Genomic DNA, 22,446 nt, shown 5'->3' on the forward strand with positions numbered 1-22,446 from the left:
CGGGGCCGGTCAGCGGTCAGCCGGCCTCCTCCTCCAGCAGCGCCAGCACGGATTTCTCCACCGCCTCGCGCGGCATCTCCGGCTGCACCGGCGCCAGCACCCCGTCGTGGTAGAGGTCCACCACCCGCGGGTCCACGTAGGACGCCCGCGCCACAGTCGGGGTGTTGCCGAGCAGTTCGGCCACCGAGCGCATCACCGCCGCCACCGCGCGCCTGCGGGCGGTGGCGGAGCGCTGCGGGCCCACCGTCGCCAGCTCGGCCGCGGCCAGCACTGTGGCGTGCCAGGTACGGAAGTCCTTCGCGGTCATCTCCCCGCCGCTGGCGTCGCGCAGGTAGTCGTTCACCTCGTCGCTGCGCACGTCGCGCCAGGCCCGGCCGTCCCAGTAGCCGAACAGCCGCTCCTGGGACCGCCGCCGCCGGCGCAGGTTCAGCAGCACCTGGCACAGCTCCGCATCCTCGATCCGGCGGACCTGCTCGATGCCGCCCTTGGCGGGGAACTCGAAGACCACGCACCCGCCCCGGGAGCGGGTGTGCTCGGGGCGCAGCGTGGACACCCCGAAGGTCGGGTCGTCGCCGGTGGCGTACTGGTCGCTGCCGACCCGGAAGGCGCCCATGTCGAGCAGCCGGGCGACGGTGGCCAGCACCCGCTCCCGGCGCAGCCCGCGCAACGTCAGGTCGTGCGTGACCCGGTCCCGCAGCGCGGGCAGCCGGTGCGCCACCTCCAGCACGTGGTCGAACTTCGCCTCGTCGCGCTTGCGCCGCCAGTGCGAGTGGTAGAGGTACTGCTTGCGGCCCGCCGCGTCGATGCCGGTGGCCTGGATGTGGCCGTTCGGGTACGGCGAGATCCACACGTCCTGCCAGGCCGGCGGGATGACCAGCTCCCGCAGCCGGGCCAGCTCCCCGGCGTCGCGCACCGGCTCGCCGTCCGGGCCGAGGAACAGCCAGCCCTTGCCACGCCGCCGGCGCGCGTAGCCCGGCCGGCCCGGATCGCTACGCCGCAACCGCACCGGAGACCCGTTCCACCTCGGCCACCGCAGCCACCACCTCGTCGATCCCGATGGCATTCAATGTCGGGTGGCTTCCTACCCCGCGCGACCCGGTCGAATCCCGGTTGACGGGGGTGGGGTCGATCGCACCCAGCGCGCGGTGCCGGGGCCGGTCCGCCGGTGGACCCCAGTGCGCGGCCGGCACCGGCCCGAACAGCACCACCGAGGCGGTGCCGTAGCCGGTGGCGAGGTGCGCCACGCCGGTGTCCCCGCTGACCACCAGCCGCGCACCCGCGACGAGCGCGGCCAGCTCGGCCAGTCCGGTCCGGCCGGCCAGCACCGCCTCCGGCGGCAGCCCGCCGTCGCGGGCGACCCGCTCGGCCAGCGCCCGCTCGCCGGCCGACCCGGTGACCGCCACCCGGTGGCCCCGCGCGGTCAGCTCCCGGGCCAGCCCGGCGAACCGCTCCGCCGGCCAGCGCTTCGCCGGGACCTTGCCGCCCGGGTGCAGCAGCGTCACCCCGGCCGGTACGCCGACCGCCGCCGGGCGGCGCAGCGCCAGGTCCCCCGGGTCGGCCGGCAGGCCGTACGCGTGCAGCAGCCGGCACCAGCGGCGGACCTCGTGCTCGTCGTCGTCCCAGGCCGGGCCGTCCGGATGACCGGCGCCCGGATTGCGGTAGGCGAGCGTCCGGCCGGGCCGGACGGCGGCCAGCGCCCGGTGCGACTGCGGTCCCCGGCCGTGCAGGTTGACCGCCACCTCCGGCGGCGGCCCGGTCCACCCGATCCGGTCCGGCCCGGTGGTGGGCAGCACCCGGTCGACCGCTCCGGTCAGCTCCGCCAGCGGCGCCAGCCAGTCCGGGGCGGCGAGCACCACTTCCCGGCCCGGCAGGCCGGCGCGCAGGCCGCGCAGCGCCGGCACGGCGGTGACCAGGTCGCCGACGCCGAGCGCCCGCAGCACCAGGATCACGGGTACGACGACTCCTGCGCGGCGCAGACCACCATCTCGCGTACCGCGCAACCGGCCGGCTGGGACAGCGCGAACATGACCGCGGCGGCGGTGTCGGACGGCTCGTTGAGCACCGCGTCCGGGCCGGGGCGGTACTGCGCGTCCCGCTCGTCGAAGAACGCGGTGCGCATGCCGCCGGGGATCAGCAGCGTCACGCCGACCGCGCCGGCCAGTTCGGCGGCGAGCGCCCGGGTGAAGCCCACCACCCCGAACTTCGCCGCGCAGTACGCCGTCGCGTCGCTCACCGCCTTCACGCCCAGCGTCGAGGCCACCGTGACGATGTTGCCGCGCGACGCCTCCAGCCAGGGCAGCGCGGCCCGGATCACCGCGGCCGTGGCGAGCAGGTCCACCGTGACGATCCGTTCCCAGGTCTCCGCCGGGATGTCGGCCAGCTTCCCCGGCACGTCCATGCCGGCGGCGGTGACCACGGCGTCCAGCCCGCCGGAGCGTTCCGCGAGCTCACGGGTGGCGGCCTCGGCGGCGCGGGTGTCGGCCAGGTCGCACTCGATCCAGGGCACCCCGTCGGCGGGACGCTGCCGGTCCAGCACCAGCGGACGTCCACCGGAGCGGGCCACCGCGGCGACCACCGCCGCGCCGAGCCCGCTCGACCCGCCGGTGACCAGGACCGCGGGCCCGGCCCCGGGAGCGGGGGCGCTCATGCCGCCGCCCGCGCGACCGCGCCGGATCGGATGCGTCGATCGTTCATCGTGTTCCCTTCGCCGTGGACCGGACCACCGCCTGCGCGACGGCCTCCGCCGGGTCGACCGTCGCGGCCGGCCAGCCGGCGCTGCCCCGCCCCGCCCGCGCCGCCGCGATCATGTCGGTGGTCGAGCGCCCGTCGAGGTACGGCACGACCACCGTGTGCCCGCCCCAGCGGGCCAGGATCTCCGACTCGGGCAGCGTCTCGGCGCCGCCGCCGCTGGCGTAGTCGCCGCCCTTGACCCAGATGTCCGGGCGCAGCCAGGACAGCGCCGCCTCCGGGTTCGGCTCGTCGAAGATCAGCACCGCGTCGACGCAGCCGAGCGCGGCGAGCAGCCGTCCCCGGTCGCCCTGCGGCACGACCGGGCGCTCCGGGCCCTTCAGCCCGGCCACGCTGGCGTCGGAGTTGAGGCACACCACCAGGCAGTCGCCGAGCTGCCGGGCCGCCTGGAGCGTCGCCACGTGCCCGGCGTGCAGCAGGTCGAAGCAGCCGCCGGTGGCCACCACGGTGCCGCCGGCCGCGCGTACCCGGGCCACCACCTCACCGGCCGCGCCGGCGCCGATCCGGTCGCCGCCGCCGGTGACCACCGCCGGGGCCACCGCCCGTACCGGGGCCGGCAGCGCGCTCGCCACCCCACCCCCGGCCACGTACGCGGACGCCTCGGCGACGGCCTCCTGCACCGCCTCGGAGACCAGCGCGCCACGGGCCAGGGCCAGCGTCGCGGTGGACGCGAACCGGTCGCCCGCCCCGCAGGTGTCCCCCTCGGCGGGCGGTGCCGGCACCACCAGGGGCGTGGACCCGGCGTGGCTGAGCAGCGCGCCGTCCCCGCCGAGCGTCACCGCCACCGCGCGCGCCTGCCAGCGGCGGCGCAGCGCCTGCGCGCTGCGGGACGCGGCGGCCAGGCGGGACCCGCCCGGCGGCGTCTTGGCCAGGTCGCGGGCCTCCGGCTCGTTCGGGGTGGCCAGGTGCACCCCGGGTACGGCGGCCGGTCCGCGCGGATGCGGGTCCCAGACCACGGGCGCCCGGGTGGCGGCCAGCGCGGCGCGCAGCGCGGGATGCCCGGCCACGCCCCGGCCGTAGTCGCTCACCAGCACGGCGGACGCTTCGGCGATCAGCCGCAGCACGGCGTCGCTCGGCTGACCGGGCACGCCGGCCGCCCCGCCCCGGTCGTGGCGCAGCAGCACCCGGCCGCGTACCCGCAGGCGGATCTTCTCCGGTGTGGCGCCGGCCAGCGGCAGCGCGTACAACCGCACCCCCGCGGCGGCGAGCAGCGTGCCGAGCCGGGCCCCGCCGGCATCGTCGGCGACGGCGGTGACCAGCGCGACCTCGGCGCCCTGGGCGGCGGCGAAGACCGCGGCCAGGCCGGCGCCGCCGGGGCGGTCGACGGAAGCGGTCTCGTCGAGCACCGGCACCGGGGAGTCCGGGCAGAGCCGGTTCACCAGACCTTCGACGTCGCGGTCCAGCAGCGTGTCCCCGAGCACCACCACCGGCCCCGTCATGCCCGGCCTCCCGGTCCGGCGGGCGTCGCCGGGTCCGGGTCGCCGAGCACGACCTCGACGCCGGTACGCACCGGTTCGGCCGACGCCGGGGCGGCGAGCGCCGCGGGCAGCGCCCGTTCCATGTACTCGCAGAGCACGTGCGAGGCCACCAGGTGCAGTTCCTGCACCACCTGCCCGTCCGGCGAGTCGATCGCCAGGTGCTCGTGGCAGAGGTCGGCGAGGGGGTTGGGTGCGGGTCCGGTGAAGGCCCAGGTGCGTAGGCCGCTCTGGTGGGCGGCGTGGGCGGCGGTGAGGAGGTTGGTGCTGGTGCCGCTGGTGGTGAGGAGCAGGAGGATGTCGTGGGGTCGGCCGTGGGCGCGTACTTGGCGGGCGAAGGTTTCGTCGTATCCGTAGTCGTTGGCGATGGCGGTGAGGGCGCTGGTTTCGGCGTGTAGTGCGATGGCGGACAGGGGTTGTCGGTCGTGGCGGAGTTTGCCGACGAGTTCGGCGGTGAGGTGTTGGGCTTCGGCGGCGCTGCCGCCGTTGCCGGCCACCAGCAGCCGACCGCCGGCGGCGAGCCGGTGCGCCAGCTCCTCACCCCAGCGGGCCAGCATCCGCTCCGACTCCCGCAGCGGCAGCAGCGCGGCGGCCAGCAGCGCCAGGTGGTCCTCCAGCAGCGTGCCGCCGGCGGCCGGCGGGGTCGCCGCCATCAGGCGACCACCCGGGTGGGGCGGCCGACGGTGGCCACCTCGCCGTACAGCTCGGTGAGGCGGTCGGCGGCGGTGGCCCACGAGTAGCGGGTGCGGGCCCGTTCCAGGGCCGCGGTGGCGTAGGCGAACCGGCGGATCCGGTCCCCGAGCAGCCCCCGGATCGCCGCGGCGAGGGCGGCCGGATCACGGGCCGGCACCAGGTCGCCGGTGCGGCCGGGCACCACCGTGTCGATGAGCCCGCCGACGGCGGTTCCGACAACCGGTATGCCGCACGCCATCGCTTCCAGCGGGGTGAGCCCGAACGGCTCGTACCAGGGGGCGGCGACGAGCACGTCCGCCGACCGGTACCAGCGGCCCATCTCCTCCCGGGGCACCGCGCCGACCAGCCGTACCCGGTCGGCGACGCCGAGGGAGTGGGCCAGCGTCCGCAGGCGCAACGCGTACGGGTCGGTCTCCAGCAGCCCGGCCGGCGGGCCGCCGACCACCACGCACTCCGCGTCCGGCACCTCGGCGACGGCCCGGATGACGTCCTGGAAGCCCTTGCGCTCGACCAGCCGGCCGACGGTGAGGATGCGGGCCCGGCCGCCGTCACGGTCGGCGACCGGGCCGAGCGGGGAGAACGTCGTGAGGTTCACCCCCGACGGCACGACTGTCATCCGGGAGCGGGGCACGCCCATCCGGACCAGCTCGGCGACCTCGTCCTGGCACTGGGCGACCACCCGGTCCACCGAGCGGCCCAGCTTCCGCTCGTGCTCGACCCGGCCCGGCGGGCTGGTGTCCTGCACGCCCTGGTGGCGGCGCTTGACGGTGCCGAGCGCGTGGTAGGTCTGCACCACCGGCACGCCCGCGCGGCGGGCCGCGGCGAGCCCGGCCAGGCCGCTCATCCAGAAGTGCGCGTGCACCACCTCGGGCTGCCAGTCGCCGGTGCGCCACCGGTCGGCCAGCCAGTCCCCGAACGCCGGCATGTACGGCAGCAGGTCGTCCTTGGCCACCGGCTCGGCCGGCCCGGACGGTACGTGCACCACCTCGTACCCGTCGGGGGCGCGAACGCTGACCGGCAGGTCCACCGCGTCGAGCCGGGTGTAGACGCGGACGTCGTGACCGGCGGCCACGAGCGCGGCGGAGAGCTCCGCGACATGCGTGTTCTGGCCGCCGGCGTCCTCCCCGCCGAGGACGGCGAGCGGGCTGGCGTGCTCCGAGATCATCGCGATGCGCATACTTCCTCCTCCAGCAGCCGGTCCCAGTCGGCGAGGAAACGCTCCAGGCCGTAGCGGCCCCGGGCGGCGGCCCGCGCCGCGGCGCCCGCCCGGCGGGCGGACTCCGGGTCGTCCAGCAGGCCACGGGCGGCGTCGACGAGCGTGTCGACCCGGGTGGAGAGCGCGCCCGCCTCCGGCGGTACGGCTTCCACCGCTTCCGTGGTGGCCAGCGCCACCACGGGCATGCCCATGGTCATGGCCTCGACGAGGCTGAGGCCAAGTGAGGTCCAGCGGCACAGGTGCAGGTAGGCGCGCCGTTTGGCGAGTTCGGCGTGCATGGCGTGCTGGGGTACGTCGTCGTGGCTGGTCAGCCGGTCCTCGGGCAGCCCGAGGTGGGCGGCGAGACCGGCCACCTTCATGCCGTAGACGTCGAGCGGGGCGACGGCGGCGAACCGGACGAGCAGGTCGGTGCCGGTGACCCGCCAGCGGCGTACCGGCTCGTTGATGACGACGGCGAGGCGGTCGAGCTCACCGGTCCATTCGACGGCGGGCGGTACGACGCCGTGGTCGACCACTGTGGTGCGGGTCGTCCCGTTGTCCCAGAACAGCTCGTTGAACGCGGTGACGTGGGTCAGCAGCAGGTCGTCGCGGTCGGCCATCGGGTGCCGGGTGTTCGGCACGTCGCCTTTCGGCGTGTTGTGCTCGACGTAGATCGCCGGGACGTCGCGGCCGGGGCGGCGGCCGAGCCACTCGGCGGCCAGGTCGAGTTCCTCGGGGCGTTGCAGGATCACCAGATCCACGTCGGTGTCGCGCAGGTCTTCGGGAGTGACCTCGACGGCGGTGTCCGGCCACGGGTAGGTGCGGGCCCGGCCGAGGCCGTACGGTCCGCGGTCCGGGGTGACCGGCACGAGGTAGCGATGCTTGCCGTGCACGAAGGACGTCGTCCAGGAGCCGTGCACGTGCCACAGCAGGATGTTCATCCGACCACCCCGCCCGGGACCGGCGCGGGCACGCCGAGCAGCCGCAACGCCTCCAGCACCCGGCCCGGCTCGACAGCCGACAGGCACGGGTGCCCGGGGACCGGGCAGACGGTGGCGCGGGTGTCCCGGCAGGGCGCTGCCGCGTCGCCGAGGCGCACTGTCGGCACCCGGTAGGGCCCCCACTGTCCGAACGGCACCGTCGGCGCGAACAGGCTCACCACCGGCACGCCGAGCGCCGCGGCCAGGTGCGCGGGCCCGGTGTTGCCGACCACCAGCGCGCCGGCCCCGGCGACCACCGCGGCCAGTTCCGCCAGCCCGGTACGCCCGCCCAGGTCGATGCCGCCCGCCGCGGCGACCCGGGCGGTCAGCTCCCGCTCGTCCGGCCCGCCGGTGACCACCACCCGGTGACCGGCCGCGCCGAGCACCCGGACCACGCGGGTGGCCAGTTCCTCCGGGCAGGCGCGGGTCTCCACCGAGGAGCCGGGGTGCAGCACCACGTAGCCGGGCGCCCCGGCCTCGGCCGCGGGCGGCGGAAGCCGGTCGGTGCTGATGCGCAACGCCGGTTCGTCGTGGTCGGGCAACGCGTAGCCGGCGGCGGCGGCGAGGGACAGGGCGCGTTCGGGTTCGGGTACGCCGGCCGGGACGCGGTGGCGGACGTCGAGCAGGCTGCCGGGGTAGTCGTCGCTGATGGCGCTGATCCGGGGCACCCCGGCCAGGCGCAGCAGCAGGGCCAGGGGCAGCGGTGACTGGTGGAAGGAGGTGAACACGACCGCTTCGTCGGCGCGTACCGTGGCGAGCCGGTCGGTGAGCGCGCGCATGGCGGCGGGGTCGACCGGTGGGGCGGGCGCGTCGATCCAGGGCAGCGGCGCTTCGATGATCTCGTCCACGCCGGGCAGCAGTTCGGCTGCGGCCCGGCCGCGTGGCCCGCACAGCAGCACCACCCGCTGCGCCCCGGCCGCCACCGCGCGGATGCCCGGACCGGTCACCAGCACGTCCCCGGCGGCGTCGCTGCGCACGACGAGGACCGTGCCCCGGCGACTGCGGCGGGCGCGTTCCGGCGCCGCAGTCAGGCGCATCCTTGCCAGCACGGTGCTCACCGCGTCCGGCAGGTCGGCGGCGACCGTCGGCGCGGCGGCCACCTCGGCGGCCCGGGTGGCCGGCGTCGGCACCATGATCGTGGCGGCTCCCGCAGCGGCGGCGGCGGCCGTGTCCGCGCCGATGTCCCCGATCAGCACGCACCGGGTGGGCGTGGTGCCGAGCGCGGCAGCGGCCTCGTGCACCAGGCCGGGCGCGGGCTTGCGGCAGGCGCACCCGTCGGCTTCCGCGTGCGGGCAGATCGCCCAGTGGTCGAAGGGGCCGAGCAGCTCCTCCACCCGGGCGTTGACCAGGCGCAACTCGTCCTCGGTGAAGTAGCCGCGGGCCAGGCCGGACTGGTTCGTGACGACGGCGAGCCGCAATCCGGCGGCCCGCAACCGGTCCAGCGCCTCCCGGGCACCCGGCACCGGCCGTACCTTCTCCGGGTCGCCGTTGTACGGCACGTCCTCGATCAGCGTGCCGTCCCGGTCCAGCAGCACCGCGTCGTACAGGCCGGACGGGAACCGGTCAGCACCCGGGTCAACCCGGGCTGACCTGCACTGATCCCGCTCCTGGTCCCGTCGCACGGGCGGCGGGTTCCCGAGCCCCCGAGGAGTAAACGTCGACGTCGGCGCCAGGCGCGCCCCGCCGGTGCCGTACGGCCGGCGCACGCGTGCCACGTCCGGCGATACCCGCCGCCCCGAGAAGCTAACCCGCATCGCCGTTAGCGGCGGGCCGCGCCGGGGTACCGGTTGGTGATGGCGGTTGTGGAGAAGGTGATCGACGCGCCCCCGGAGCAGGTCTTCGAGGTGCTCGCGGACGGGTGGACGTACAGCGACTGGGTGGTGGGCACCGCGCACGTGCGGGACGTGGACGACGCGTGGCCGCGCGTCGGCAGCAACCTGCACCACCGGGCCGGGCCCTGGCCGTTCTCGCTCCAGGACAAGTCGACAGTGCTGGAGTGCCAGGCGCCGCACCGGCTCGTGCTGCGCGCCGGGTTGTGGCCGGCCGGCGAGGCGATCGTGGCGTTCGCCCTGGAACCGCTGGAGGACGGCCGGACCCGGGTGACGCTCGGCGAGGACTTCGCCGCCGGGCCGCTGCGGTGGGTCCGGACCAAGCTCAACGACCTTGTGCTGCATCTGCGCAACCGGGAGACGCTGGCCCGGCTGTCCGACATCGCGACGCGGCAGAAGCCGGAGGGGTGATCGATCCCTCGGCGGGGCGTCTGTGCGGCCGACGCGCGACCCACTGGATACCCTCTCAGGTGAACCTGTCGGCTGACCGAGGATGTCCGTGATGATCGAACCCGTGCAGTTACCCTCCCCGTGGGGGGATGCGCGCCTGACCGTCGTCGTTCCGACCTACAACGAGGCGGGCAACCTCCCGGTGCTGGTCGAGCGCCTCCTCGCGCTGCCTCTGCCGGGGTTGAAGGTGCTGGTCGCGGACGACAACTCCCCGGACGGCACCGGTGAGGTCGCCGACAAGCTGGCCATCGAGCACCCGGAGCGGGTGATGGTGGTGCACCGTCCGGGCAAGGAGGGTCTCGGCCGGGCGTACGTGGACGGCATCGGCCGGGCGCTCGACGACGGCGCGGACTTCGTCGCCCAGATGGACGCCGACCTGTCGCACCCGCCGGAGGCGCTGCCCGGCATGCTCGGCGCGCTGCTGTCCACGCAGGCTTCGGTGGTCATCGGCTCGCGGTACGTGCCCGGCGGCGAGCTGGACGAGAACTGGCCGCTGTACCGGCGCGCGCTCAGCGGCTGGGCCAACCTGTACGTGCACACGCTGCTGCGGGTGCGCATCCGTGACCTGACCGCCGGTTTCAAGATCTGGCGGGCCGAGGCGCTGCGCGAGATCGGGCTGGACCGGGTCCAGTCGAACGGCTACAGCTTCCAGGTGGAGATGCACTACCTCGCCACCAAGCTGGGGCACACCATCCTGGAGGTGCCGATCCGCTTCGAGGAGCGCCGTGACGGCGACTCGAAGATGACCACCGCCACGAAGATCGAGAGCGCGTTGATGCCGTTCAAGCTGCGCAGCCGGCACCGCAACCTCGACTCCTGACCTGCTCGCACGCCGCAACGCGCCCTCACGCCGCGCAATTGTCACCGCGCGTGAGGGCGCGCTCGCTCGGCCACTTTCCCCGCTGAGCACTTTGCTCTGCCGCCATCGGCGCAGCACCGCCCTGAGCTGGGACGCTTTCCGGGCGCCCCGTTTCACCGCACGCGCACATCGGGCACGGTGCGTTACCGACGCCTATGCGGCTGCAGAGCAAGGGCAGTGGTGCGGTGTGCCGCCGGGGCGGTGCCGAGCACTCGGCGTGATGCACCTCGACGGCGGTCGGCCGCAGAATGCGCTCGGGTTCGCCGATCGGCATCCAGAACTGCGTGCGCGGTCCGGCGATCAGGCTCATCCCACGCAGTCGGCGGTCGGTTGATGCCGCTGATGGTCCTGCCCGCTGGCCCGGTCGCAGGAATCCGAGGTGTCCCCCGTCGCGGTCCGGTGCAACTTGTAGATCTTGGTAGGAAATGGCCCCTATGAGGGCCCTTTCCTACCAAGATCTACGGCGCATCCCGGGATGTGGGCTGTCGATCTCGCGTGCCGAGATTGGGTGAAGGGCGACATCTCCCGGCAGTGGGCGAGCTTCCGATGACCGGGTTGCCGGGTCTTCCTCAGTTGGCGTGGTCGGCGGTGGAGCTGCAACGGGTGCGGGTCGGCCCTCAACCCGCAACGAGTGCGACCGCAGGTCAGCCGTCACGGGTGCGGTGGTGGTTGGCCGCAACTGGTGCGGTCGCGGTCAGCGGTAGACGGCACGGTGGGCGGCGGCCATCGTGCGGGCGTACACCGCGCCGGTGACGGCCCGGTCGCGGGCCAGCGCGGCCCGCGCCGCGTTCGCCCCCGGCGCGCCGTGCACGCCGCCGCCGGGGTGCGCGGAGGCGCTGGCCAGGAAGAGCCGGTCCACCGGCGTGTCGGCGCGGCCCAGGCCGGGGATCGGCCGCAGGAACAACTGCTGGTACGCGGCGGCGGTGCCACCACCGAGCGCGCCGCCGACCAGGCTCGGCTGGGCGGCTTCCAGGTCGGCCGGGCCGGCCACGTGCCGCCCGACGATCGACGCCCGGAACCCGGGTGCGGCCGCCTCCAGCACGTCCTCCATCCGCTCCACGTGCCCCGCCACGTCCTCGGCCCGCCAGTCCCGGCGGAACGGCAGGTGCGTGTAGGACCAGAGCGATTCGGTGCCCGGCGGGGAGTGGCTCGGGTCGGCCACCGACATCTGCCCCACCAGCAGGAACGGGTCCCGGGGCAGCTCGCCGCGGGCCAGCTCGGCCGCGTACGTGGTCAGGCCGTCCATGTCGGCGCCCAGGTGCACGGTGCCGGCGCCGGCCAGTTCCCGGTTCTTCCACGGCACCGGCGCGGACAGCGCCCAGTCGACCTTGAGCGTGGAGCCGTCCCACTTGAAGTGCGCCAGGTCCTCGACCATCCGGGGCGGCAGCGCCGCCGCGCCGACCAGGTCGAGGAAGAGCGCCGGGGCGGGCACGTCGGCGAGCACCGCGCGGCGCGCCCGCCAGTCGGTTCCGCCGGCGGTGCGTACGCCCATCGCGCGGCCCCGGGCGGTGAGCACCCGCTCGACCCGGGCGCTGTACTCGATCCGCCCGCCCCGCTCGACCAGCCGGGACACCAGCGCGTCGGTGATCCGCTGGGCGCCGCCGACCGGCACCGGCCAGCCCACCTGCTGGCCGAGCATGGCGAGCAGCCAGCCGTACACCCCGGAGCCGGCTTCCTCCGGGGACAGGTCGGTGTGCAGGGCGCAGCCGGCCAGCAGTACGGGACCGCCCTCGCCCTCGAACAGCTCGGCGCCGAGCTTGCGTACCGGCAGCACGAGGCGGCGGGCGAGCCGCAGCGCGCCGCCGATCCGGAGCTGCCGTAGCAGGCCCAGCCCGCCGCGTACCGGCGGGAACGGGGTGGTGATGGCCTGCAGCATCGGCTCGGCGACCTGGCGCCAGTCGGCGTACGCGTGCCGCCAGCGCTCCCCGTCGCCGGGCGCGAATGCCTCCAGCGACGCGGCGGTGGTGTCCAGGTCGCGGTTGATCACCGCGGCCCGCCCGTCCGGGAGCAGGTGCGCCAGCACGTCCGGGGCGTGCGTCCAGGACAGGCCGTGCCGTTCCAGGCCCAGGTCGTTCAGCACCGGGGACGCGTAGCCGAGCGGGTAGAAGGAGCTGTAGAGGTCGCTGAGGTAGCCGGGCGCTGTCACGTACGCGGACCGCACGGCCCCGCCGGGCGCCTCGGTGGCCTCCAGGACTGTGACGTCCCAGCCGGCGTCCACCAGCAGGTTCGCGGCCACCAGGCCGTTGTGCCCGGCTCCGATGACGACGGCGTCGGCGGTGGAGGTCATCGGATCCGCCTACCCGGCCGGTCACCGGGCGAAACGCGTTTGTCCCGCCCAGGCCGGGGCAAGCATGGCCGCATGTACACGGTTGCGCAGCTCATAGGTGGAGTGTGGGGCGCCGGCGGCGAGGGCGGCGAATTCGTCGTCCACGATCCGGCGGACGGGTCGCCGGTGAGCCGGGCGCCGGTGGCGACCGCCGACGAGGTGGCCAAGGCGGTGGAGGCGGCCCGGGGCGTCGCGGCGGAGTGGGCGGCGACCGCGCCGGCGGACCGGGCCGCGGCGCTGCACCGGGCGGCGGACGCCGTCGAGGCGGCGGCGGAGGACCTGGCCCAGGCCACCACCGCGGAGATGGGCAAGCCCCTGGACGACGCGCGGGGCGGGGTGGCGGCGGGCATCGGCACGCTGCGACAGTACGCCGAGCTGGCGCCGGTTCGGGGCGGCCGGACGCTGCACGGCGGGCACGACGCGCTGGACTTCATGGCCCCCGAGCCGCGCGGCGTCGTCGCCGCGATCACCCCGTGGAACGATCCGGTGGCGGTGTCCTGCGGCCTGCTCGGCGCGGCACTGGTCACCGGCAACGTGGTGCTGCACAAGCCGAGCGAGCGGACCCCCGCCACCGGATGGCTGCTGGCCCGGGCGCTGGACTCGGCGTTGCCGGCCGGGGTGCTGTCGCTGCTCACCGGCGGCGGTGAGGTGGGCGCCGCGCTGTCCGGGCAGGACGTCGACGTCGTCGCCCACGTCGGTTCCACGGCCACCGGCCGGGCGATCGCCGCGGCGGGCGCGCGGACCGGCGCGAAGGTGCTGCTCGAGAACGGCGGCAGCGACCCGCTGGTGGTGGACGCGGACGTCGACCCGGTCTGGGCGGCCGAGCAGGCGGCGCTCGGCTGCTTCGCCAACGCCGGTCAGATCTGCGTCGCTGTGGAACGCATCTACGTGCACCGGGACGTCGCCGAGGACTTCACCGACGCGCTCGTGGCGCGCGCCGAGGCGCTCGCCGTGGGCCCCGGCCGCGACCCGGGCACGCAACTCGGCCCGCTCGTCGACCGCCGGCACCGGGACCACGTGCACGGGCAGGTCACCGCGGCGGTGGCCGCCGGCGCCCGGGTACGCGCCGGGGGCACGCTGCCGGACGGGCCGGGCGCGTTCTATCCGGCCACCGTGGTCGAGGGCTGCCGCCACGACATGACGCTGGTCCGCGAGGAGACGTTCGGGCCGGTCGCCCCGGTGGTGGTGGTCGACTCGTTCAGCGAAGGGCTGCGCTGCGCGGCCGACTCGCCGTACGGCCTGGCCGCCACCGTGCTGACCGGCTCGATGAGCCACGCCCAGCGCGCCTGGCGGGAGCTGCCGGTGGGCACCGTCAAGGTCAACGCGGTCTTCGGCGGAGCGCCGGGCGGCGCCGCGCAGCCGCGCCGGGGCAGCGGCCACGGCTTCGGGTACGGCCCGGAACTGCTGGACGAGTTCAGCACCGTGAAGGTGGTGCACCTGGAGGCGCCGGGCGGCGGCCACTGGTGAGACGGCACGACGCGAGCCCGGGACCGAGGCGGTCCCGGGCTCGACGCGTACCCGCTGGGGTCAGCGACCCCCGCGGGCCTTGCGGGTCGCGTTGTTGTTGGCCTTCTCGATCGCCTTGACCAGTTCCGGCTTGGTCATCCGGGACCGGCCGCGCACGTCCAGTTTCTTCGCCACCTCCATGAGGTGGTCCTTGGTGGCGTTGGCGTCCACCCCACCGGCCGTCGGCGCGCGCCGGGCCGGGCCGCCGCCTTCGGCCTGTTTGTCGCTGGGCCCATTGCGGCCCTTGGGCTCCCAGTGGTCGCCCACCTTCTCGAACTCGTGCTTGACCGCGGCGAAGGCGGTGCGGTGCGCCCGCTCCCCCTCGCCGTAGGTCTCGACCGCCGAGTCGTGCGTCTTCTCCCAGGTCCGCTGCGCCTTCGCCGGCGAGCGCCGCAGCGTGCTGGGCAGTACCTCGCGCCCGGGCATCTCGTCCTCCTGGAGTCTCGATCGTCTGTCTTGCCTGGTTCCCTGCCGCCCGGCGGGCAAACCGGCGCCCCGGTTTGTCGATTTCCCCCCGGGGGTACCGCCCGGCCACGCCCGGCGGCGGGGCGGCGAAGGAGGCGGACATGACCGTGACGACACCACAGGAGGTCGGCGGCCGGACGCGGTCCCGTCTCCCCCGCCGGATCCGCCAGCTGAACTGGCGTACCTGGCGGGGCGTGCTGGTGCGCAGCGGCAAGGGTTTCGTCACCGACAACTGCGCCGACTGGGCGGCGGCGCTCACCTACTACGGGGTGCTGGCGCTGTTCCCGTCCACGATCGTGGTGGTGGCGCTGGTCGGCTTGGTCTCCGACGGCCCCCGCACCGTCGACACGGTGATCGACCTGGCCCGGGAGATCGGCGCCGGCTCGGTGGTCGGCAACGACGCGTTCGTGGGCGTGGTACGCAACGTCGTCGAGCAGCAGGGCCCGGCGAAGGTGCTGCTGAGCTTCGGTCTGCTCGGCGCGCTCTGGTCCGCGTCCGGGTTCATCGGCGCGTTCACCCGCGCCTCCAACGCGATCTACGGGGTACGGGAGGGCCGGCCGTTCTACCGGCTGCGCCCGTTGCAGATCGGCATGGCCGCGGTGACGATCGTGCTGCTCGCGGTGGTGGCCACCGGGCTGATCGTCAGCGGCCCGGTCACCGATGCGGTGGGCGACCTGCTGCACGCCGGGGCGGTGGCCCGCACCACGTGGTCGGTGGCGAAGTGGCCGCTGCTCGCGGTGGTCGCGATGACGTTGCTGTCGCTGCTGTTCTGGATCGCGCCGAACGTCCGCCAGCCGCGGTTCCGCTGGCTCACCCCGGGCGGCGCGCTGGCGCTCGTGGCCTGGGTGCTCGCCTCCTTCGGCTTCGGCCTGTACGTGGCCAACTTCGGCTCGTACGACGTCACGTACGGCAGTCTCGGCGCGGTCATCGCGTTCCTGGTCTGGCTCTACCTGTCCAACTGCGCGCTGATGCTCGGCGTGCAGGTGAACGCCGAGTTGCAGCGCGGGCGGGTGATGCAGGCCGGGGTCGAGGAGCCGGACGACCCGGTGCTGCCGCCGCGCGCCCCGGCCGACGAGGACAAGACCGGCGCGGACAAGACCGAAGCGGACAAGACCGGCGCGGACAGGACCGGCGACCGGTTGCCGCCCGGATGACCGGCTCCCCCGGCCGGCGCCGGTTTACCGGCGGTCCCCCGGGGCATCTCCCAAGGCATGGAACGTGGCAGCAGCAAGCACTCGCCCAGGGTCGACGACCAGATGAGCAGCGAGGTCAGCGGTCTCGTCCAGAGCGCCGGGACCGGCGGTTCGCGGGCCGAGGAGTTCCGGATCCCCGAGCCGGCCGGCGAGGACCAGCCGGAGGCCACCACGGCCCCGGCCGGGGAGCAGCGCAGCGGCACGCCGCAGGGCATGAGCTCCGAGGACGTCGAGGCGCGCAGCCGGCTGGGACGGTTCATCACGATGACCGCCCTGCCCGGTGACCGGGAGACGCTGCTTGCCAACGCGCGGGAGAACGAGGCGCCGGCGGATCTCGTCGCCGCCCTGGAGACCCTGCCCGAGGGCACCCGTTACCGCACGATTTCCGAGGTGTGGGCCGCGCTCGGGCACAAGAACGAGACGACGCGCTGGTGAGCGGGCCGGCCCACGGCCCGCACGAGACGCACCAGCGGAACAGGAGGAACCCCGACATGAGTGGTGTTACCGAGCACGTGGACGTGGACGTCCCGATCCGGACCGCGTACGACCAGTGGACCCAGTTCGAGGAGTTCCCGCACTTCATGGAGGGCGTGCAGGAGGTCCGGCAGCTCTCGGACACGATGACCCACTGGACCGTCGAGATCGCGGGCGTGAAGCGCGAGTTCGACGCCGAGATCACCGAGCAGTTGCCGGACGAGCGGGTGGCCTGGCGCTCCACCGGCGGTACCCAGCAGGCCGGCGTGGTGACCTTCCACCGCCTCGACGAGGGGCACACCCGGGTCACGCTCCAGATGGAGTTCGAGCCGCACGGCGCGGTCGAGAAGGCCGGCGACAAGCTCGGCGTGGTCGACCGGCGCGCCAAGGGCGACCTGGAGCGGTTCAAGCAGTTCATCGAACGGCGCGGCCAGGAGACGGGCGCCTGGCGCGGTTCGGTCGACCGGCCCATCCCCTGACAGCCCTCTCCCCCGTACCCGAGCCTCGATGGCCGCCGGCGCTGCCGGCGGCCATCGCCGTGTCCGGCCGTTTGCGATCATCCGGTCCGGGTACCGCAGGGGAATGACCGACAACGACCGCCAGTGGCGCGACGAGGACCGCACTCCCCTGCACGAGTTGGACCAGGCCGTCGCCCGGTCGGCGATGGACGGCCAGGGCGACGACGTCACGGCCAACGACGCCGGCGAGGAGGCCGCGTTCGGCCACGGTCCGGAGGCGGTGGACCGGGGCGCCGGCCCGGAGGCCGAGCGGCGCGAGATGACCGATGCGGACCGGGCGTACCGGCCGTCGACGATCGGGCGGACCGGCCCGGACAGCATGTGATCCCGGGCGGCTGCGGGCACCCGTGCCGATGCCCGTAGCCGCCGGATTCATGCTCGGCCGATACGACAAAAAGTGCGGTACGGACAGCCAGGAAAACGGACAGCCCATCCAGAATCGGCCGAACGGCTGACGGCACTCCCCCTGTCGCGCGCAAGACTTTCGGGATGCAACAGGGCTCCGGTTTCCTCTCCAACCGTCAGCGCAAGCTCGCCTGGCTGGGCTTCCTGCTCGCCGCGATCCAGGCTCCGGTCTCCGCCCGGTTCACCGAGGACAGCTCCTGGCTGTTCAGCCTGGTGGTGGCGCTGATGGTCGCGACCGTGATCATCGCCGACGACGGCGCGCGCCGCCGCCCGGCCGACGCCCGCCCCTCCGACTGAGTCAGCTCGTGCCGGGACGCGCCTCGTGCCCCGGCATCCCACGGCTGCGGCGGCGTTCCTTCATCTCCGCCTCGTAGAGGTGCCGCCGTCCCCCGACCAGCTCGTCGCGGGCCTGCCGGTCCAGCTCCCGGAAGAGCGCGTAGTACCCGTCGTCGAAGTCCTCGACGATCTGGAACGTCCACCGCCCGGCGATGACGTTGCGTCCGAGCAGCTCCCGGTCGATGCGCTCGGCGAGGGCCGGGTGCCCGGCGGAGCGGAACATCTCCACGGCGTCGTCGAGCATCAGGTCGGCGTGGCCGATCAGCTGGTGCAGCTCGTAGAGGTGCCCACGCGCCCGTTCGACGCACTCCAGGGCCTCGCTGAGCTTGCCCAGCGCCTCGACCGTGGCGTCGCTCACCCCGTCCGGGCGGCGGTGCGCCCGGTCCGGTCCGTCGGCCTGGTGTCCCATGATGTCCCTCCGTGGGCCTGCTGCCTGGTCCTCGTGCCGGACTTCTGCCCCCGCACGGGCGACTCAATCCCCACGGACGGGTTGGCCGGTCCCCCGGACGACCCCGCAGTCCGCCGGTCGGCCGAGGTCGGCCCGCGCCGGGCGGCGTTAGCCTCGGACACCATGCGCGTGCCGAACAACCGGGTCGCGACCCGCTCCGCGGCAGTGGCCGCGCGGTCGACCCTCACCACGCTGACCGCCGCCGTCGGCACCGCCGGCCTCGCCGCGGCCCACGCGAACCCCGGGCTGCTCGCCGAGGTCGACCAGCACGCCGCGGGGGTACGCGACAGCCTCGACGGCGACCGCCACCCGCTCACAGTGGCGGCCCTCGCCGGATACGCCGAAGGGCTGCGCGACGCGGCGGCGGAGCACGGCTGGACGCCGCCGGCCGAGCCGGTGGACTGGTCCGCGCCGGACTGGGTGCTCACCCGCCTCCTGGCGGTCTGCCTGCTGGCCCGCGCGCTCGACCCGCGTCACCTGGCCTGACCTCCGGCGCCCGGCCGCCTCCGGACACGGCTTCGGGGCGCCCGCGATCACCCCGCGGACACCCCGTCACCCGTTGCCGTCAGCCTCCCGGCCGGCGGAACTGCTGCGTCTCGTCGCCCATCTCGCCGGAGCGGTACGTGCCCGCGCCCGACATCGACGACTGCTGCGCGGCCGGCGTCGGCTGCCCGCCCCGGTCGGCCATCTTGCGTTCGTAGTCGCCCCGGCCGGCCTGCTGCGCCTGCCGCTGCTCCCGGAACGCCCGGGACTCCTCCGCGGCCCGATGCAGCCACCCGTCCCAGCGGTCCTGCATCGGCTTGATCAGACCACCACCGACACCGACGATCAGGATGCCGGCCACGGTGGCGAGGAACGCCACGAGCACCGGTGTGGTCACCGTGGTGGCGATACCCACCTGGTTCAGCGCGGCGATGACACCGAGCGCCAGGATGAAGATCGCCGTCACGTCGGCCAGCACCCGGCCGTACGAGAGCCCGCCGAGCGCGCCGGAGACCAGGTCCCGGACAGCGTTGGCGATGGCGGCGGCGATCACCACGATCACGATCGCCACGAAGGCTCGCGGAAGCCAGGACACCACCCCGCGGATCAGGTCGCTGATCGCGTTCGGGCCCCATACCCCGAAGGCGAACTGCAGGGTGAACAGCAGGACCGCGTAGTAGGCCAGTTTGGCCAGGATGTCGCTGGCGTCGTACTTGGTGCGTTCCAGGGCCCGTTTGATCCCGCCGCGCTCCACAGCGCGGTCGAACCCGACCCGTTCCAGTGCCGCGTCCACGATTTTGAGTACGGCTCGGGCGATGAGCCAACCCACGACGAGAATCGCGATGAACGCGATCGCCCGCGGTACGAAGAGCAGCACCGACCTCCAGAAGTCGGTCCAGGCCGCACCGATGTCGACCTGCCCGACCGCGAGGGTTTTCGGCATGATGTCCCTCCTGTCGCGTGAACTGCGCCGCCCGCATACCCGGTGACCTGGGCAGCAGTCCGGGCCGGACCGGGCCAATTTCCCGACATGGGTGATCGAACCGGTCCTGACCTGCCCGAACGTCCACGCCGCCGGAAGCCGGGACCCGCCACGGACGCATGATCGGAACCAGCCCGCCACGCTCCGGTTAGGCTGCGGTCATGCCAGGCACCGTCGGTCGGGTTCCCACACCGCCCGCCCCCGCACCGGGAGCGCCCGCCGATCCCGTCGTCCACGGGCCGTCCGCGCAGACCGATCATCCGTGGGCCGGCACGCCGCTGGGCGCCCCGCAGAGCTGGGACCCGGCCGTACGCGCCGTGATGGACGTGGTGCTCGCCTCCCCGGTGCCGATGGCGCTGCTCCTCGGCGACGACCTCGTCGTCTTCTACAACGACGGGTACGCCGAGCTGATCGGCGACCGGCACCCGCACGCGCTGGGACGGCCGGCAGCCGAGGCGTTCGCCGAGGTGTGGCGCGATCCCGGCGCCGGCGAGGCGCTGGAGCGCGTCTACCGGCACGGCGAACCGTTCCTGCAACGGGAGGCGGTGCTGCCCGCCGACCGGCAGGGCCCGGCCGAGCCGGCCGTCTTCACCCGCGGGCACTGCGCGGTACGCGACTCCGCCGGCCGCATCGTCGGCGTGCTGACCGTCTCGGCGCAGACCACCCAGCTGACCCAGCAGTTGCAGAGCCTGAGCGACTTCGCGGCGGCGCTGTCCGGCACGCTCACCCTGGACGACGTGGCCCGGGTGACGCTGCGCTACTGCCTGCACTCGTTCGACGCGGACCGGGTGTCGTTCGCGGTGGACGAGGGCAGCGCCTGGCGGCTGGTCCGCCGCATCCGCGGCGAGCTGCTCGACGAGGCCGACGAGCGGCTGCCCCCGCTGTGGCGGCGGATGACCGCCGAGTCGGCGCTGCCGGCGGTGGTGTCCGCGCGCAGCGGCGTGGCCTCGTTCACCGCCGACGGCCAGCCGCTGCGCGGCGTCGCGGCGGACCGGCACGACGAGAAGATCCGCGCCCTGGCGGCGCTGCCGCTGCGCTCGACGGTGGTCCGTGGCTCGCTCACCGTCGGTTACCGGGAGCCGCGCCCCTGGTCCCCGGCGGAACGCGCGCTGCTCGCCGCGTCGGCGGAGCTGGTCGGCCAGGCCGCCGAGCGGGCCCGCCGCTTCGAGACCCAGCACGGCACCGCCCAGATGCTGCAGCGCAGCATGCTGCCGGAGCGGCTGCCGGACCTGCCCCGGCTGCGCATCGCCGCCCGGTACGACCCGGGCGTGGACGGCAACGCCGCCGGCGGCGACTTCTACGACGCGTTCCTGCTGCCCACCGGCGCGCTCGGGGTGGTGCTCGGCGACGTGGCCGGGCACGACGTGCAGGCCGCCGCCCGGATGGGTCAGGTGCGCGCCGCGCTGCGCGCGCTCGCCCTGGTCGACCCCCGCCCGGACGCCGTGCTCGACGGCCTGGACCGGCTGGTGGCCAGCCTCGGCGTGGAGGGCGGCACGCAGGAGCTGTTCGTCACCGTGGTGTTCGGCGTGGTCGAGGCGGACCGGGAGCGGGTCACGCTCGCCAGCGCCGGGCATCCCGCGCCACTGATCCGGCGCGCGCGGCCCGGCGCGCCGGCGGTCGCCGAGTTCGTCCAGGTGCCGCCCGCGCCGCCGCTGGGTCTCGGCGGGCGCGCGCGTACCGCGAGCGTGCCGTTCCACCCCGGCGACACCCTGCTGCTCTACAGCGACGGCGTGGTGGAGCGGCGCTGGCAGGACCTGGCCGCCGGGCTGGCCGGGCTGGGCGCGGCGGTCACCGGGGCGGCCGGCGGGGACCCGCGCGCGTTGTGCGGGGTGGCGACCGCCGCGGTGCCGGGCGCCACCGAGGACGACGTGGCGGTGCTCGCGGTGGAGTACGCGGTCCGGCCGAGCCGGTCGGCGAGCATGGAGGTGCCGGCCGAGCCGACCGCGCCGAGCCGGGTCCGGCACTGGATGACCGCGCAGCTCACCGAGTGGCAGGTGCCCGAGGCGGTGATCGGCGCGGCGGTGCTGTGCACCAGCGAGCTGACCACGAACGCGCTGCTGCACGCCGGCACCGCCGCCCGGGTCGAGGTCGACCTGTCCGCCGAGCGGCTGCTGGTGTCCGTGGCCGACTCGGGCACCCGGGGTCAGGTCACCCGCGCCCAGACCGACACGCTGAGCAGCCGGGGCCGCGGGCTCGGCCTGATCGAGGAGCTGAGCGACGCGTGGGGCACCGACCCGACCGTACGCGGCTCGACGGTCTGGTTCGAGATCCTCATTCCGGCGGGTGAGGCGCGCGTCGGCGACGCCCCGGCCGGGTAGGAGCCGACCATGACCGACGACAAGCGCCGCGGTGTCCTCTTCGATGTGGACGGCACCCTGGTCGACACGACGTACCTGCACACGGTGAGCTGGTGGGAGGCGCTGCGCCAGGCCGACCACCGGGTGCCGATGGCGCGCATCCACAGGTCCATCGGCATGGGTTCGGACAAGCTCCTCGACCACCTGCTCGGCGCGGAGCGCGACCGGGACGCCGACGGCCGGCTGCGCGACGCGCACGACGCGCTCTACGGCGAGTACTGGGAGCGGCTCACGCCGCTGCCCGGGGCGCGGGAGTTGCTGCGCGCCTGCGCGGAGCGCGGGCTGCGGGTGGTGCTCGCGACCTCGGCCGCCGAGCACGAGGTGACCGCGCTGCGGGCCGCGCTGGACGCCGACGACGTGATCGACTCGGTCACCTCGTCGGCCGACGCGCAGGAGAGCAAGCCGGCGCCGGACATCCTGGTCGCCGCGCTGGAGCAGTCGGGGCTGACCGCCGAGCGGGTGGTGTTCGTCGGCGACTCGGTCTGGGACGTCGCCGCCGCCGGCAAGCTGGACATCCCCTGCATCGGGCTGACCTGCGGCGGCACCGGCCGCGCGGAGCTGGCCGGCGCGGGCGCGGTGGCGGTGTACGACGACCCGGCCGCGCTGCTGGACGCCCTGTCGGACAGCGCCATCGCGTCGCTCGGCTGAGCGGCGGTCAACCGGCGGGCGCGCGCAGGCTTAGCCGGGCCTCCTTCGGGGCACTGCTGGACTCCACCGCCCGGCC

Annotated in this window: 23 protein-coding genes; 11 read left to right on the top strand and 12 right to left on the bottom strand. The window is 74.9% G+C overall.

Annotated elements, in window-relative coordinates; translation table 11 throughout:
- Positions 1–16 precede the first annotated feature (16 nt).
- Genes ACSDG8_RS06260 through ACSDG8_RS06295 form a run of 8 tightly spaced genes read right to left on the bottom strand, consistent with a single transcriptional unit; the run spans position 17 to position 8,713 of the window.
- Positions 17–1,006 (bottom strand): DNA topoisomerase IB, encoded by a 990-nt coding sequence (locus ACSDG8_RS06260; protein ID WP_210894873.1) that lies wholly within the window; start codon positions 1,004–1,006, stop codon positions 17–19.
- Positions 990–1,949, bottom strand: coding sequence for a glycosyltransferase family 9 protein (locus ACSDG8_RS06265; RefSeq protein WP_210894874.1), 960 nt, complete (start codon positions 1,947–1,949; stop codon positions 990–992). The genes ACSDG8_RS06260 and ACSDG8_RS06265 overlap by 17 nt, the downstream gene beginning before the upstream one ends.
- A complete protein-coding gene (locus tag ACSDG8_RS06270; RefSeq protein WP_210894875.1) occupies positions 1,946–2,647 on the bottom strand; it encodes an SDR family oxidoreductase in 702 nt (233 codons plus the stop codon). The genes ACSDG8_RS06265 and ACSDG8_RS06270 overlap by 4 nt, the downstream gene beginning before the upstream one ends.
- Before the next feature lie 43 nt (positions 2,648–2,690).
- Positions 2,691–4,187, bottom strand: coding sequence for a PfkB family carbohydrate kinase (locus ACSDG8_RS06275; protein ID WP_210894876.1), 1,497 nt, complete (start codon positions 4,185–4,187; stop codon positions 2,691–2,693).
- On the bottom strand, positions 4,184–4,876 hold the full coding sequence (locus ACSDG8_RS06280) for a D-sedoheptulose-7-phosphate isomerase (RefSeq protein ID WP_210894877.1): 693 nt from the start codon (positions 4,874–4,876) through the stop codon (positions 4,184–4,186). The genes ACSDG8_RS06275 and ACSDG8_RS06280 overlap by 4 nt, the downstream gene beginning before the upstream one ends.
- Entirely contained in the window at positions 4,876–6,093 is a 1,218-nt protein-coding gene (locus tag ACSDG8_RS06285; protein ID WP_210894878.1) for a glycosyltransferase, read from the bottom strand. The genes ACSDG8_RS06280 and ACSDG8_RS06285 overlap by 1 nt, the downstream gene beginning before the upstream one ends.
- Positions 6,078–7,052, bottom strand: a complete 975-nt coding sequence (locus ACSDG8_RS06290; protein WP_210894879.1) for a glycosyltransferase — start codon at positions 7,050–7,052, stop codon at positions 6,078–6,080. Before ACSDG8_RS06290 ends, ACSDG8_RS06285 begins: the two co-directional genes overlap by 16 nt.
- Entirely contained in the window at positions 7,049–8,713 is a 1,665-nt protein-coding gene (locus tag ACSDG8_RS06295; protein ID WP_374223530.1) for an HAD-IIIA family hydrolase, read from the bottom strand. The genes ACSDG8_RS06290 and ACSDG8_RS06295 overlap by 4 nt, the downstream gene beginning before the upstream one ends.
- A gap of 171 nt (positions 8,714–8,884) precedes the next feature.
- Here ACSDG8_RS06295 and ACSDG8_RS06300 point away from each other — a divergent pair, with 171 nt between their 5' ends.
- Together ACSDG8_RS06300 and ACSDG8_RS06305 are read left to right on the top strand one after the other, a co-directional pair.
- Positions 8,885–9,331 carry an SRPBCC family protein gene (locus tag ACSDG8_RS06300; RefSeq protein WP_210894880.1) on the top strand — a complete coding sequence of 149 codons (447 nt, stop codon included), beginning with the start codon at positions 8,885–8,887 and terminating at the stop codon, positions 9,329–9,331.
- Positions 9,332–9,422: 91 nt separating this feature from the next.
- Positions 9,423–10,190, top strand: a complete 768-nt coding sequence (locus ACSDG8_RS06305) for a polyprenol monophosphomannose synthase (protein ID WP_073827799.1) — start codon at positions 9,423–9,425, stop codon at positions 10,188–10,190.
- A gap of 733 nt (positions 10,191–10,923) precedes the next feature.
- Here the strand turns inward: ACSDG8_RS06305 and ACSDG8_RS06310 are convergent.
- The gene (locus tag ACSDG8_RS06310) at positions 10,924–12,516 is read right to left on the bottom strand and encodes a phytoene desaturase family protein (RefSeq protein ID WP_210894881.1); all 1,593 of its coding nucleotides are present in this window, start codon (positions 12,514–12,516) and stop codon (positions 10,924–10,926) included.
- 72 nt (positions 12,517–12,588) lie between these two features.
- Here ACSDG8_RS06310 and ACSDG8_RS06315 point away from each other — a divergent pair, with 72 nt between their 5' ends.
- Positions 12,589–14,022: an aldehyde dehydrogenase family protein gene (locus tag ACSDG8_RS06315; protein WP_210894882.1), complete on the top strand. Its 1,434-nt coding sequence runs from the start codon at positions 12,589–12,591 to the stop codon at positions 14,020–14,022.
- Positions 14,023–14,082: 60 nt separating this feature from the next.
- Here the strand turns inward: ACSDG8_RS06315 and ACSDG8_RS06320 are convergent, their stop codons facing one another.
- Positions 14,083–14,487: a ChaB family protein gene (locus ACSDG8_RS06320; RefSeq protein ID WP_439427731.1), complete on the bottom strand. Its 405-nt coding sequence runs from the start codon at positions 14,485–14,487 to the stop codon at positions 14,083–14,085.
- Between the two features lie 140 nt (positions 14,488–14,627).
- Between ACSDG8_RS06320 and ACSDG8_RS06325 the strand changes: the two genes are divergently transcribed.
- From ACSDG8_RS06325 to ACSDG8_RS06345, 5 genes are all read left to right on the top strand, one after another.
- Positions 14,628–15,680 (top strand): YihY/virulence factor BrkB family protein, encoded by a 1,053-nt coding sequence (locus ACSDG8_RS06325; RefSeq protein ID WP_210894883.1) that lies wholly within the window; start codon positions 14,628–14,630, stop codon positions 15,678–15,680.
- Between the two features lie 57 nt (positions 15,681–15,737).
- Positions 15,738–16,154 carry a DUF2795 domain-containing protein gene (locus tag ACSDG8_RS06330; RefSeq protein ID WP_210894884.1) on the top strand — a complete coding sequence of 139 codons (417 nt, stop codon included), beginning with the start codon at positions 15,738–15,740 and terminating at the stop codon, positions 16,152–16,154.
- Between the two features lie 56 nt (positions 16,155–16,210).
- Positions 16,211–16,672: an SRPBCC family protein gene (locus ACSDG8_RS06335; RefSeq protein ID WP_210894885.1), complete on the top strand. Its 462-nt coding sequence runs from the start codon at positions 16,211–16,213 to the stop codon at positions 16,670–16,672.
- Between the two features lie 103 nt (positions 16,673–16,775).
- Entirely contained in the window at positions 16,776–17,036 is a 261-nt protein-coding gene (locus ACSDG8_RS06340; protein ID WP_174535784.1) for a hypothetical protein, read from the top strand.
- Positions 17,037–17,200: 164 nt separating this feature from the next.
- Positions 17,201–17,413 (top strand): hypothetical protein, encoded by a 213-nt coding sequence (locus tag ACSDG8_RS06345; RefSeq protein ID WP_073827580.1) that lies wholly within the window; start codon positions 17,201–17,203, stop codon positions 17,411–17,413.
- 1 nt (position 17,414) lies between these two features.
- On the opposite strand, the gene ACSDG8_RS06350 is transcribed toward ACSDG8_RS06345, so the two are convergent.
- Positions 17,415–17,861, bottom strand: coding sequence for a hypothetical protein (locus ACSDG8_RS06350; protein WP_210894886.1), 447 nt, complete (start codon positions 17,859–17,861; stop codon positions 17,415–17,417).
- A 162-nt stretch (positions 17,862–18,023) separates the two neighbouring features.
- Here ACSDG8_RS06350 and ACSDG8_RS06355 point away from each other — a divergent pair, with 162 nt between their 5' ends.
- The gene (locus tag ACSDG8_RS06355) at positions 18,024–18,386 is read left to right on the top strand and encodes a DUF6401 family natural product biosynthesis protein (RefSeq protein WP_030499854.1); all 363 of its coding nucleotides are present in this window, start codon (positions 18,024–18,026) and stop codon (positions 18,384–18,386) included.
- Positions 18,387–18,465: 79 nt separating this feature from the next.
- Here the strand turns inward: ACSDG8_RS06355 and ACSDG8_RS06360 are convergent, their stop codons facing one another.
- Positions 18,466–19,326 carry a mechanosensitive ion channel family protein gene (locus tag ACSDG8_RS06360; protein WP_210894887.1) on the bottom strand — a complete coding sequence of 287 codons (861 nt, stop codon included), beginning with the start codon at positions 19,324–19,326 and terminating at the stop codon, positions 18,466–18,468.
- 200 nt (positions 19,327–19,526) lie between these two features.
- On the opposite strand from ACSDG8_RS06360, the gene ACSDG8_RS06365 reads away from it, so the two are divergent.
- Together ACSDG8_RS06365 and ACSDG8_RS06370 are read left to right on the top strand one after the other, a co-directional pair.
- Positions 19,527–21,683: an ATP-binding SpoIIE family protein phosphatase gene (locus tag ACSDG8_RS06365; RefSeq protein ID WP_210894888.1), complete on the top strand. Its 2,157-nt coding sequence runs from the start codon at positions 19,527–19,529 to the stop codon at positions 21,681–21,683.
- A 9-nt stretch (positions 21,684–21,692) separates the two neighbouring features.
- Positions 21,693–22,370 (top strand): HAD family hydrolase, encoded by a 678-nt coding sequence (locus tag ACSDG8_RS06370; RefSeq protein ID WP_210894889.1) that lies wholly within the window; start codon positions 21,693–21,695, stop codon positions 22,368–22,370.
- The last annotated feature ends 76 nt before the right edge of the window (positions 22,371–22,446 follow it).

Source organism: Micromonospora sp. LA-10 (assembly GCF_051853095.1).
Lineage (GTDB): Bacteria > Actinomycetota > Actinomycetes > Mycobacteriales > Micromonosporaceae > Micromonospora > Micromonospora echinospora_A.

Coding starts and splice junctions, on each gene's coding strand:
- ACSDG8_RS06360 (WP_210894887.1), bottom strand. CDS start 19,326: ATGCCGAAAACCCTCGCGGTCGGGCAGGTCGACATCGGTGCGGCCTGG.
- ACSDG8_RS06305 (WP_073827799.1), top strand. CDS start 9,423: ATGATCGAACCCGTGCAGTTACCCTCCCCGTGGGGGGATGCGCGCCTG.
- ACSDG8_RS06350 (WP_210894886.1), bottom strand. CDS start 17,861: ATGGGACACCAGGCCGACGGACCGGACCGGGCGCACCGCCGCCCGGAC.
- ACSDG8_RS06330 (WP_210894884.1), top strand. CDS start 15,738: ATGGAACGTGGCAGCAGCAAGCACTCGCCCAGGGTCGACGACCAGATG.
- ACSDG8_RS06285 (WP_210894878.1), bottom strand. CDS start 6,093: ATGCGCATCGCGATGATCTCGGAGCACGCCAGCCCGCTCGCCGTCCTC.
- ACSDG8_RS06340 (WP_174535784.1), top strand. CDS start 16,776: ATGACCGACAACGACCGCCAGTGGCGCGACGAGGACCGCACTCCCCTG.
- ACSDG8_RS06355 (WP_030499854.1), top strand. CDS start 18,024: ATGCGCGTGCCGAACAACCGGGTCGCGACCCGCTCCGCGGCAGTGGCC.
- ACSDG8_RS06290 (WP_210894879.1), bottom strand. CDS start 7,052: ATGAACATCCTGCTGTGGCACGTGCACGGCTCCTGGACGACGTCCTTC.
- ACSDG8_RS06370 (WP_210894889.1), top strand. CDS start 21,693: ATGACCGACGACAAGCGCCGCGGTGTCCTCTTCGATGTGGACGGCACC.
- ACSDG8_RS06335 (WP_210894885.1), top strand. CDS start 16,211: ATGAGTGGTGTTACCGAGCACGTGGACGTGGACGTCCCGATCCGGACC.
- ACSDG8_RS06325 (WP_210894883.1), top strand. CDS start 14,628: ATGACCGTGACGACACCACAGGAGGTCGGCGGCCGGACGCGGTCCCGT.
- ACSDG8_RS06300 (WP_210894880.1), top strand. CDS start 8,885: ATGGCGGTTGTGGAGAAGGTGATCGACGCGCCCCCGGAGCAGGTCTTC.
- ACSDG8_RS06275 (WP_210894876.1), bottom strand. CDS start 4,187: ATGACGGGGCCGGTGGTGGTGCTCGGGGACACGCTGCTGGACCGCGAC.
- ACSDG8_RS06365 (WP_210894888.1), top strand. CDS start 19,527: ATGCCAGGCACCGTCGGTCGGGTTCCCACACCGCCCGCCCCCGCACCG.
- ACSDG8_RS06345 (WP_073827580.1), top strand. CDS start 17,201: ATGCAACAGGGCTCCGGTTTCCTCTCCAACCGTCAGCGCAAGCTCGCC.
- ACSDG8_RS06270 (WP_210894875.1), bottom strand. CDS start 2,647: ATGAGCGCCCCCGCTCCCGGGGCCGGGCCCGCGGTCCTGGTCACCGGC.
- ACSDG8_RS06280 (WP_210894877.1), bottom strand. CDS start 4,876: ATGGCGGCGACCCCGCCGGCCGCCGGCGGCACGCTGCTGGAGGACCAC.
- ACSDG8_RS06320 (WP_439427731.1), bottom strand. CDS start 14,487: ATGCCCGGGCGCGAGGTACTGCCCAGCACGCTGCGGCGCTCGCCGGCG.
- ACSDG8_RS06310 (WP_210894881.1), bottom strand. CDS start 12,516: ATGACCTCCACCGCCGACGCCGTCGTCATCGGAGCCGGGCACAACGGC.
- ACSDG8_RS06315 (WP_210894882.1), top strand. CDS start 12,589: ATGTACACGGTTGCGCAGCTCATAGGTGGAGTGTGGGGCGCCGGCGGC.